10 protein-coding genes and 1 pseudogene are annotated in these 10,399 nt (G+C 68.3%); 5 read left to right on the forward strand and 6 right to left on the reverse strand.

All coding sequences use genetic code 11. The features are described from left to right. The 3 genes and pseudogenes from B8W67_RS19285 to B8W67_RS19295 all read left to right on the forward strand — a co-directional run. Positions 1-312, forward strand: a pseudogene (locus B8W67_RS19285) (phosphomethylpyrimidine synthase ThiC); the annotation flags it as partial. Between the two features lie 78 nt (positions 313-390). Continuing rightward, a complete protein-coding gene (thiD, locus tag B8W67_RS19290) occupies positions 391-1,221 on the forward strand; it encodes a bifunctional hydroxymethylpyrimidine kinase/phosphomethylpyrimidine kinase (RefSeq protein WP_085305742.1) in 831 nt (276 codons plus the stop codon). Beyond that, positions 1,218-1,847 carry an alpha/beta hydrolase family protein gene (locus B8W67_RS19295; RefSeq protein ID WP_085305744.1) on the forward strand — a complete coding sequence of 210 codons (630 nt, stop codon included), beginning with the start codon at positions 1,218-1,220 and terminating at the stop codon, positions 1,845-1,847. Before thiD ends, B8W67_RS19295 begins: the two co-directional genes overlap by 4 nt. On the opposite strand, the gene B8W67_RS19300 is transcribed toward B8W67_RS19295, so the two are convergent. After that, on the reverse strand, positions 1,844-2,557 hold the full coding sequence (locus tag B8W67_RS19300; RefSeq protein ID WP_234806832.1) for a GAF and ANTAR domain-containing protein: 714 nt from the start codon (positions 2,555-2,557) through the stop codon (positions 1,844-1,846). The two genes, B8W67_RS19295 and B8W67_RS19300, sit on opposite strands and share 4 nt — an antisense overlap. Next, positions 2,554-2,742, reverse strand: a complete 189-nt coding sequence (locus B8W67_RS19305) for an Rv3202a family protein (protein ID WP_085305746.1) — start codon at positions 2,740-2,742, stop codon at positions 2,554-2,556. Before B8W67_RS19305 ends, B8W67_RS19300 begins: the two co-directional genes overlap by 4 nt. A gap of 94 nt (positions 2,743-2,836) precedes the next feature. On the opposite strand from B8W67_RS19305, the gene B8W67_RS19310 reads away from it, so the two are divergent. After that, positions 2,837-4,321, forward strand: coding sequence for a flavin-containing monooxygenase (locus B8W67_RS19310; RefSeq protein WP_085305748.1), 1,485 nt, complete (start codon positions 2,837-2,839; stop codon positions 4,319-4,321). On the opposite strand, the gene B8W67_RS19315 is transcribed toward B8W67_RS19310, so the two are convergent. Beyond that, positions 4,318-4,980 (reverse strand): hypothetical protein, encoded by a 663-nt coding sequence (locus B8W67_RS19315; RefSeq protein WP_085305750.1) that lies wholly within the window; start codon positions 4,978-4,980, stop codon positions 4,318-4,320. The genes B8W67_RS19310 and B8W67_RS19315 overlap by 4 nt on opposite strands. A gap of 105 nt (positions 4,981-5,085) precedes the next feature. On the opposite strand from B8W67_RS19315, the gene B8W67_RS19320 reads away from it, so the two are divergent. After that, complete coding sequence (locus tag B8W67_RS19320; protein WP_133056157.1) at positions 5,086-6,750, forward strand: hypothetical protein; 1,665 nt, start codon at positions 5,086-5,088, stop codon at positions 6,748-6,750. Positions 6,751-6,753: 3 nt separating this feature from the next. Here B8W67_RS19320 and B8W67_RS19325 read toward each other — a convergent pair whose 3' ends face one another. From B8W67_RS19325 to B8W67_RS19335, 3 genes are all read right to left on the reverse strand, one after another. Beyond that, positions 6,754-8,100: a sensor histidine kinase gene (locus B8W67_RS19325; protein ID WP_069390572.1), complete on the reverse strand. Its 1,347-nt coding sequence runs from the start codon at positions 8,098-8,100 to the stop codon at positions 6,754-6,756. After that, a complete protein-coding gene (locus tag B8W67_RS19330) occupies positions 8,097-9,593 on the reverse strand; it encodes a M28 family metallopeptidase (RefSeq protein ID WP_085305754.1) in 1,497 nt (498 codons plus the stop codon). The genes B8W67_RS19325 and B8W67_RS19330 overlap by 4 nt, the downstream gene beginning before the upstream one ends. 42 nt (positions 9,594-9,635) lie before the next feature. Next, positions 9,636-10,399 (reverse strand): sensor domain-containing protein (locus tag B8W67_RS19335; protein ID WP_133056158.1); only part of this gene is annotated, 764 nt, incomplete at its 5' end.

Here is a 10,399-nt window from a genome sequence, read left to right on the forward strand (position 1 = left end):
GGGCTGCCCAACCGGGCCGACGTCAAAGCCGGGGTCATCGCCTACAAGATCGCCGCGCACGCCGCCGATCTGGCCAAAGGGCACCCGCACGCGCAGAAGCGCGACGACGCGCTGTCGACAGCCCGTTTCGGCTACCGCTGGCACGACCAGTTCGCGCTGTCGCTGGACCCGGAGACCGCCCGCGACTTCCACGACGAGGCGCTGCCGGCGGAGGCGGCGAAGCTGGCGAAGTTCTGCTCGATGTGCGGTCCGCAGTTCTCCGCGATGCGCATCAGCCAGGACGCCCGTGACTACGCCAGCCGGCACGGGCTGTTGCCGCTGGCCCCGTCCGGCGACGCGGTGACCGCCGACGGCGCGGCGGGCGGCTCGGACTAGCCCGGGACCGGCCGCGTGCAGTTCCTGCCACTGGCCCCGCCGGGGCAGGCCCCGCTGCGGGTGTTGACCATCGCCGGATCCGATTCCGGCGGCGGTGCCGGCATCCAGGCCGACATGCGCACCGCCGCGCTGCTGGGGGTGCACGCCCTGGTGGCCGTCAGCGCGGTGACCGTGCAGAACTCGGTGGGTGTGCAAGGGGTGCACCAGGTGCCCCCGGAGGTGGTGGGACGCCAGATCGACTCGGTGCTCACCGACATCGGAGCCCAAGCCGCCAAAACCGGGATGCTGGCCGGCCCGGAGATCATCGGCGAGGTGGCCGCCACCTGGCGACGCCTCGACCCGGGCATCCCGCTGGTGGTCGACCCGGTCTGCGCCTCGATGCACGGCGATCCGCTGCTGGTGCCGGAGGCGCTCGATTCGCTGCGTCACCAACTGTTTCCGCTGGCAACTCTGGTCACCCCCAACCTCGACGAAGTGCGTCTTCTGGTCGGGGTCGACGTCGTCGACGCCGACTCCCAACGGGAGGCCGCCACCGCTTTGCACGCCCTGGGGCCGCGCTGGGTACTGGTCAAGGGCGGGCATCTGCGGTCGGCGACGTCGAGTCCGGATCTGCTCTACGACGGTGAGACGTTCACCGAGTTCCCCGCCGAGCGCATCGACACCGGCAACGACCACGGCGGCGGTGACACGCTGGCCGCCGCCATCGCCGCCGCCCTCGCACACGGGCGCAGCGTGCCCGACGCGGTGGCGTTCGGCAAATCGTGGGTCACCGAATGTCTGCGCGCCGCTTACCCGTTGGGCCATGGCCACGGCCCGGTCTCCCCGCTGTTCCGGCTGGCGCGGTGAGCCTCGCCGACATCGACGGGGTGGCCCATCGCCCCGACGGCACCCCGGCCGGGGTGGTTCTGCTCACCCACGGCGCCGGTGGCAACCGGGACGCACCGCTGCTGCAGCGGGTCTGCGCGACGTGGGCCGACCACGGCTGGTTGGCGATCCGCTACAACCTGCCGTTTCGGCGCCGCCGGCCCAGCGGGCCGCCGTCGGGGTCGGCCACCGGGGACCAGGACGGTGTCCGCGGGGCGCTCGCCTGGGCGCGCACCCAGGCCGATGGGCCGCTGATCGCCGGTGGGCACTCCTACGGCGGCCGGATGACCTCGATGGTGGCTACCGATGCCGGCACACCACTGGACGTGCTGAGCCTGTTCTCCTACCCGCTGCACCCGCCGGGCAAGCCGGAGCGCTCCCGCACCGGTCACCTGGAGGCGATCAGGGTCGCGACGGTGTTCGTCCACGGCGGCAAGGACCCGTTCGGCAGCCTCGACGAGTTGCATGCGGCGGCCGCACTGATCCCGGCCCGCACCGAACTGGTCGAGATCGCCGACGCCCGCCACGATCTGGCGTCGAAAACCCTCGACGTGGCCGAACTGGCGGTCGCGGCGGCACGGCGTCTGGCCGCGCGCCCCGGAGACTAGTCCGTGGGCAGCTGGCCGCGGCGCTGCACCAGCTGCGCGGCGACCTCGACGAGTTTGACGTTGGTGGCCTGCGAGATGCGCCGCAGGATCTCGAACGCCTCCTGCTCGCCGATGCCGTTGAGCAGCATCAACATCCCGACCGCCTTGCCGATCTCACGGTTGCTGGCCAGGCCGCGCTGCAGGCTGGCGGCATCCTCGCCGCGCGCGACCGCGTTGGTGGCCACCGACGCGAACGCCGCGAGCACGACCGCGGTCTCGGCGGCGACGGTGTCGAACACGTCCGGCGCGGTCGCGAACAGGTTCAGCGCCCCGACCTTGCGCCTGTCGACGAGCAGCCGGAACCCCATCGCGCCGCGCACCGGTGTGTCGGCGACCACCCGGGCGGCCAGCGCGGGCCACTCGCTGCGGGTGGTCAGGTCCGCGTCGATCTGGGCTGCCTCATCCTCGATGGCGTCCAGGCACGGCCCTTCGCCGAGGTGCATCTCCAGCTCATCGACGTGCCGGGCGACGGCGTCGGTGGCCGCGGCGATCACATAGCTGCCGTCCTCGCGGCGCAGCAGCACGCTGGCATGGTCGCACCCGGGCACGATCATGGTCGCCGCCACGCACAGAGCGGAATAGATCTCCGGCATCGTCGACCCCTGATAGACGATGCCGGCCAGTGCCGCGAACACCCGCGCCGGCTCCACCCCGACCGGGTCGGTGCTCACTCCTCGAGCCGGTCTTCGTCGTCGAACGGCACCACCTGGTGCTGCTCGTAGACATCGGCCGGGTTGGCCTCGATGGTGCCGACGAAGTCCCCGGTGGGCACGTCGTCGACCTCGTCGCTGTCATCGACGGGCGCGGCCTGTTCAGCGATGTCGCCGTCGCTGTCGCTGGGAAACAACTCCGTCATAGCCACCCTCCCCTGGTCGGTCTACAGCAGGCCCACCCAGGTTACCCGGACCCGACGACTACAAACTTACTCACGAGTCAGCTACCGTCGTTTTATGAGCGCCCAGCACTACGAGGCCGTCATCGTCGGCGCCGGTTTCGGCGGGATCGGTGCGGCCATCCAGCTCAACCGTCTCGGCTACCGTGACCTGCTCATCGTCGACCGGGAGGATGACCTCGGCGGCACCTGGCACGTCAACCACTACCCCGGGTTGGCCGTCGACATCCCGTCGACCACCTACTCCTACTGGTTCGAGCCCAACCCCTATTGGTCGCGGTTGTTCGCCCCCGGCGAGGAGCTCAAACGCTACGCCGAGCACGTCGCCGACAAGTACGACGTGCGCAGCTACATGCGGTTTCGCACCACCGTGGAGAGTGCCCGCTGGGATGAGGAGTCCGGCCACTGGCAGGTCACCGTCAACGACGGCGACGTGATCACCGCGCAGTTCCTCATCACCGCCACCGGGTTCCTGTCGCAACCCAACACACCCGACATCCCCGGCATCACCGGGTTTTCCGGCAAAACGGTGCACACCACCGCCTGGGATGACGACTACGACTTCACCGGCCGCCGCGTCGGCTTGATCGGCACCGGCGCCACTGCGGTGCAGTTGATTCCGGAGCTCGCGGACCGCGTCGCCGACCTCACGGTCTATCAGCGCACCCCGATCTGGGTGGTGCCGAAACTGGACTTCCCGATCCCGCCGCTGCTGCAGCGGCTGTTCGCCGCGGTACCGCCTATCCATCGCACGTTCCGGTTCGTCACCGACACATTGTTCGAGTTGATGATGGTGACCGGGGTGTTGCGCTACACAGCATTCCGTCGTCTCAACATCGCCGCCACCGACCTGGCGAAGATGCACCGATTCGCCTCGGTGCGCGACAAGGAGCTGCGCGACAAGCTCACGCCCGACTATGACTTCGGCTGCAAACGCCCCACCTACTCCAACGACTACTACCGCACCTTCACCCGCGATCACGTGCACCTGCAGACCGCCGGGATCGAGCGGATCGAACCCGACGGGATCGTGGCGGCCGACGGCACCAAAACCGAGATCGACACTCTGGTGTTGGCCACCGGGTTCGACTTGTGGGAGGCCAACTTCCCGGCTATCGAGGTGATCGGACGCCAGGGCCGCAATCTCGGGAAGTGGTGGCGGGAGAACCGGTTCCAGGCCTATCAGGGGGTGTCGATTCCGTACTTCCCGAATTTCCTCAGCCTGGCGAGCCCGTTCGCGTTCTCCGGTCTGTCGTTCTTCAACACGATGGAATACCAGATGCGGCACATGGACCGGCTCTTCTCTGAGCTGCAGGACCGCAACGCCGACGTCTTCGAGGTCACCGAGGAGGCCAACACCCGATTCCTCGACCGGATGACCGCTTTGTTGGACAAGTCGGTGTTCTACGCCGGGGATTGCGCCACCAGCCGTTCCTACTACTTCAACAACGCCGGGGAGGCCACGTTGCTGCGGCCGACCTCGACCGCCAACGCGGTGCGGGAGGGCTCGACGTTCCCGTTGTCGGACTACACGTTCTCCTAACGGGCGCCGAAGCGGCGGGCACACGCCGGCAGCAGACTGCCGAGCACGACGGCGTTGGGCACCATGGTGGTCAGCCCGGTCATCAGGTGGGGTTTGCCGCCGCGGGTCACCCACAGCCGCGCCTGCCCGGTCAACTCGATCGGGTCCATGTTGTTGAAGTAGGGGTTGACGTCCACGGTGTAGAAATCCGACCAGGCCGCCTGGTGGGTGCGCAGCGTCCGGGCGGTCATCCCGTCACGGTGCAGGCTCAGATATGCCCAGCCGTCTTTGACGGTGAACTGCTCACCGCGGTGCAGCGTGGCCAGAATCCGTTCGGTGATGCGGGGTTCGATCATCCGCCGTGAGATCTCCACCAGCCCGGAGAACGCCACCCGCTTCTCGTCGTTGTCGAAGTACCCGGGCCAGTTCATCGCCAGGGTGGTCACGGTGCCGTGAACGTCGGTGACGCTGAACGCCCGCTCCACTCGGGGCCGCGGGGCGTAGTAGGGGGTGCCGAACGACATGTAGGTGCGACTCCAGTAGGCAACCTCGGCGATGTCGTCGAGGGCGATCCAGGTGTTCTCCAGTCGCAGGGCGCTCTCGGTGAGCAGGATCAGCCACCGGCCCCCGTCCCAGTACTGGGTGAGGTAGCGGCGGTCGGCGCCCGGATACCACGGCATGACCGGTAACACTAATTCGTCGCGAGACACCGCCACCGCACCGAGTCGGTCACACGGGCAAAAACGCGTCGGCGCCCACCCGGACGAGCCGGTTAGGATCCCGAAGTGAGTGTTCCCGCAGAGGTCCGGCGCCACCGCGGCATGCGCATCTACTCGCTGATCTTCGGGGTGCTTTTTGTCCTCGCGATCCTGGTGTGCGCGGTTGTCGCCGCTGCCCATGGCAGCGCCCTGCTCGCGGTCCTGTTGGCCGGGCTCGCGGCCTTCTGGGCGTGCGTCGTCATCCTGGGGTGGCGAGGCCCGAAGATGCCGGGGCGGTGGTCCGCGGACGCCTCCGGGACCTCCTTGCGCCCCAACCGGACGATGCACCGCCTCGGCGTCGGGATGCTAGCGGGATTGGTGCTGGAGTTCGCGGGGGCTCTCGTGCTGGTCTTCGCCCGCCCGCAGGAGTTGGCGTTCATCCTGTCCGACGATCAGATGGACGGTTTGAACGCCAGCGGGAAGTACATCGTGTTGCTCAGTTTGGGCGCTGCCGGCATATTTCTGGCGTTCGTGATGGTGCAGATGGCCCTGCGGTCCGGGTACTACCTGCAGTTCACCCCCGAGGAGTTCATCTTCGCCAACACCAGTCGGATCAAACGGGGACGGTGGGACGACGTGCGCCAGATCCTCGATGTGAAGACCACGCGGGTGATCGACCCGGATCGACCGCCCGAGTCTTACCAGGTCATGGCGTCCTCGGCGCTGTTTCCGATCAACATGGTGATGGCCGACGGGACCAGCCTGTTCGTGCCCACCATCAACGGCTACGGCGTCGAGAGCCACCGACTGCGCGAATGGGTGCGCTTCTACTGGCGTCATCCCCGTCTGCGCGGTGAGTTGGTCGACGACCGTGGTCTGCAACGTCTGCGCGACGGCCGTTTCGACGCCCCGGCCGAACCGGTCCGCCCGAGCGCCCAACCGGTCACCAAACGCACACCGACACCGCGGTGGCGGGTCGCGAACTTCGGGATGTCGCGCTCGACGTTCAGCGGGATCGTGCAACTGCTTTCTCTCGCCCTCTGCTTCACGATCGTGGAGGTCACTACGACCGTACTGGCATTCAAATACGGCGAATATCTGACCGGGGTGATGTTGGTGTGCCTCAACATCGCCGTGGTGGCGGGTCTGCTGGCGTGGTGGCTGCGCTCGCACACCTCGCCGCGCGCCACCGTCGATCACACCGGAACCACCCTGTGGCCCGACCCACGGCTGGAGGCCGCGATCTTCATCGGGCTCCTCGCGACGATGCTGACGGCCGCGCTGTTCGGAATGATCTTCGCAACCGACGACCCCGACGGCTATCGGATCCTGTTGCCCGATTGGCCTCCGGCGGTGGGGATCGCGATCTTGGTGCTGGTGGTGCCGCCGACGTTGGCGTATCTGGTGGCGGCACTGCTGCGGGGCGGCACGAGCCGGATCCGAATCACCGCAGAGGGTTTCGAGTTCGCCAACGTCATCGGGTCGGCGTCGGGGTCCTGGCAGGAGGTTGTCGGGATCACCGACTCGATGCCGAATCAGCCCCGTTTTCTATGGAAGCCGCTGGGGGTGACGATGATCGACGGCACCCACCGGGTCCTCGGGGCTCCGGGGAAATACACCCCGCACACCGCGGTGCTGCTGGGCTGTCTCCGCTTCTACTGGCAGAACCCTTACGCCCGAAGCGAACTCACCGACCAGCGGGCAGCGCAGCGGCTGCGTGCCGCCGCCGCGGCTCCGGCACACGGCAACTGACGCCTACACCGGGGATGTTCCGGGCAGCCGCAGCACCAGGCGGGTGCCCCCGAGCGGGCTCTCCTCCAGCGCGGCGGCCCCGCCGTGCAACTCGGCCTGCTGGGCCACCAGCGCCAAGCCCAGCCCGGACCCGGAGCGTGACGCGGTGGAGCCGCGGGAGAACCGTTCGAAGACCACTTCGCGTTCCCCTTCGGGGATCCCGGTGCCGTTGTCGTCGATGGTGATCTCCACACCGGCGGCCGAGGACGTCGCGTCCAACTGGATCTCGGTGGCATGGCCGTGTTTGATCGCGTTGGCGATCGCGTTGTCGATCACCAGGAGCAGACCCGCCGGCAGCCCGAGCATCAGCACCGCGTTGGCCGGCACCAGCGTGATCCGCACGTCGGGGAAGTTGCGCATCGCGTCGTGGGCGGCACGGTCGAGCAACTCGGTGATGTCCAGCGGCACATAGTCTTCGTCGGTGGTCAGCTCACCTTGAGCCAGCCGTTCCAGGGCGGCCAGGGTGGCTTCGATGCGGCTCTGGGTGCGCATCACGTCGCGCACCATCTCTTTGCGCTGCTCGATCGGCAGGTCCAGGGTGGCCAGCACCTCCATGTTGGTGCGCATCGCGGTCAGCGGGGTGCGCAGCTCATGGGAGGCGACGGCGGCGAAGTCGCGCGCCGATTCCAGTGCGGCTCTGGTGCGTTGCTGAGCGGTGCCGATCCGGTCGAGCATGCCCTCGACGGCCTCGGCGATCTCCACGGCTTCGCGCACCCCGCGCACCTGCAGCTGGTCGGGCTGGGACTGGGCGCTGATCATCCGTGCCTGCTGAGCGAGAAGCCGGAACGGGTTGATCATGATCGTCCACATCACCCAGGTGACGATCACCGTTCCCACCAGCACTCCACCGCAGATGCCGAGCACCCGCAGATGCAGCTGATGGATCCGCTTCTCGGTGGCAGCCACCGGCGCTCCGACGGCGATCGAGGCCTGCCCGGCTGCGAAGGTACGAACCCGGTACTCGACGCCGTTGATGGTGGCGTTGTTGTAGCCGTTGTCGAAGCGCGGCAACACCACATCGGCCGGCACCGACACCGTCACCCCGCCGATGCGGGCGGTGCGCACCATCGAGCCGTCCGGCGGCGGCAGGTCGGCGTCGTCGTTCTGGCCGCTGCGCAGCAGCGACGAGATGTCCCCGAGGCTGCTCACCGAGTCCAGACGGCGGTCCAGCTGGTTGTACTGGTCATTGCTGACCCCGACCCACACCCAGGCGCCGAGCAGGATCACCAGCAGCACCACCGACAGCGCGGCGACCACGACGATGACGCGCAGCGACAGCACCGCCTGCATCGGCCGCAGCCAACGGCTCATGGCGTGGACTGCAGGTGGCGAACCCGGTCGGCGAACTCGGCGACGCCGTTGCGCCCGGACACGTTCTGCGAGTAGTACCCGACCGCGTAGCCGACCCCACCGCCGAGGATGCCGAGGGCCTGCTTGTTGATGTTGTCGATCGTGTCGCCCTCTTTGTGGTAGTTCGGGTCGTAGGGCTTGCCGGCCTTGCCGCCCCACATCTCGGCCTGTTCGACGGTCATCTCCCCTTCGGCGCCGGAGAACAGTCCGCCCGAGGGGATTCCGGCCTTGGTGAACGCGTCGTAGTCCGAGCGGCCGTCGAAGGTGGCGTCGTCGGCGGACTTGCCCTCCTGCTCCAGGTAGTCCACCAGCAGCCGCTCGATTCCCGGGGAGCCCTCGGGAACGATGGGCCGCCCCCGTTTGTCCAGGGGCAGCGACTGGTCGCCGTCGTAGGTCAGGTAGGCCGCGTTCGGGGAGGCCAACATGTCGAAGTTGAGGTAGAGCGCGATGTCCTTGAGCTCGTCGTAGGACAGCGACTCCACGTATTTGGTGGAGCCGATCAGCCCGAGTTCCTCCGCGCCCCAGAACGCGAACCGCACCGCGTTGTTGACCTCGGGGTTGTCGCCGAGTTGCACCGCGGTCTCCAGCGCGGCGGCTACCCCGGAGCCGTTGTCGTTGATGCCGGGGCCCTCGGGCACCGAGTCGAGGTGCGCCCCGACCATCACCACGTTCTCGATGGAGCCGGTCTCGGTTTGGGCGATCACGTTGCGCGAGTGGATGTTTTTGGTCTCGGCCTTGAGTTTGACGGTGGCGTCGCCGTGGTGCTCGCGCAGTTTCGCCCCCTGCGCCTTGGTGATGGAGACCACCGGCAGTTTCACGTCGGCGTCGGGGCCGAGGGTGCCGCCCATCTTCTCCTCGTCGACGTTGTCGGCGACGATCAGCGCCTTGGCGCCCCTGGCCGCGGCGGCGGCCTCCTTCTCCGAGAACGGGCACGAGCCGCGGTCGACGAGCACCACCGCGCCGTCGACCGGGAGCCCGTCGTAGTCCTCGGGCGTGCAGCCCGGGGTGTCGTCACCCGGTTTGGCGACCACCAGCGGCCCGGTCACCCCGTCACCGTCGGCCGCCTTGGAGAACTCCAGGGCCCGCACCTCCATCTTGGTGGTGCCGGCGGTGAGCTCACCGGGCTCGGCGTCGAAGACCTTGGCGTCGAATTCGGGGGTCTGCACCTCGAATCCGTTCTCCTCGAGCACTTTCACCACATAGTCGACGCTGGCGTCGTAGCCGGGGGTGCCGACCGCGCGGGTGCCGTCGTTGTCGTCGGCGATGTCCTGCAGCTTCTGCAGATGCCCCATCATCGCCTCGGTGGTGACCTGGGCGCTGAGTTGGTTGGCGAAGTCTGCGGCGACCGGGCCGGCGTCGGAGAGTTCGGTGACCTGGTGGCACCCGCCGACCCCGAACACCGCAGCGGTGGCCAGCGCCAGCACGCCGGGCAGCATCTTCGACCTGTAATTCATCGTGCCCACGTTAGACGGTCGCCGGACCGGCGGCGCACACCATCACACCGTCATCGACGAGAGGACCTCGTCGATGAGCCGACTGCCCTCGTCGGTGACCCCCACCCCGCAGACCAGTGTCTCGATGACGACGTTGGTTTTGTCGGCCAGGGCGTGCGAGCAGGCCCAGCCTTCCCCGCCCTCCTCGAAGTTGAGCACGTGCAGCACGCCCTCGTTGACCTCGGCGGTGCCCAGCATCCACGATTCGCTCTCGTCGAGGCTGGAGAAATACCGGGTCAGCGGCTTGCCGGCGCAGTTCTTCCAGGTCTGGGTGGACTTGTCGACCAGGGCGGCGGCGTCCCCGGCGGAGGGGAACCCGGTGACGGTCGTCGCGACGATCGTGCCCTTGCGTTCCAGGCGCTCCCCGCGCATCGCGGTGAAACCGCTGCCGGTGTAGACGGTGCCCTCCGAGGTGTACTGGGTTCCCAGGCAGGAGCCGTCGGAGACCCGGTCGTCAGGCCGCAGGGAGCGGGCATCCGACCAGTCGTCTTTGACTTCGAGGTCGGTGAGCTGCAGGGTCGACTGCACCTGCGACACCGAGGGCAGCAGTCCTTTGAGGTCGGCGACCGGAATGGTCGCCTCGGGGCTGCTGGTGGTGGTCTCGGCGGCGTCGGAGCCGTCGGCGGTGTCGGTCTGCCCGGAGTCCGACCCCATCACCTTGACCGCGGCGAACACCAGGCCGACCACGACCAGCAGCGCCACCAGCACCCCGGCGACGGCCACCCAGGTCGGCAGCCCGCGCCGCGGCGGGGGCTGCCGACCTGGGT

The organism is Mycolicibacillus koreensis (genome assembly GCF_002104795.1).
GTDB classification, from domain to species: domain Bacteria; phylum Actinomycetota; class Actinomycetes; order Mycobacteriales; family Mycobacteriaceae; genus Mycobacterium; species Mycobacterium koreense.

Bases quoted from the DNA above. Each gene is read 5' to 3' on its own strand.
- B8W67_RS19315 (WP_085305750.1), bottom strand. From the start codon at position 4,980: ATGCCGTGGTATCCGGGCGCCGACCGCCGCTACCTCACCCAGTACTGG.
- B8W67_RS19330 (WP_085305754.1), bottom strand. From the start codon at position 9,593: ATGAATTACAGGTCGAAGATGCTGCCCGGCGTGCTGGCGCTGGCCACC.
- B8W67_RS19310 (WP_085305748.1), top strand. From the start codon at position 2,837: ATGAGCGCCCAGCACTACGAGGCCGTCATCGTCGGCGCCGGTTTCGGC.
- B8W67_RS19325 (WP_069390572.1), bottom strand. From the start codon at position 8,100: ATGAGCCGTTGGCTGCGGCCGATGCAGGCGGTGCTGTCGCTGCGCGTC.
- B8W67_RS19305 (WP_085305746.1), bottom strand. From the start codon at position 2,742: ATGACGGAGTTGTTTCCCAGCGACAGCGACGGCGACATCGCTGAACAG.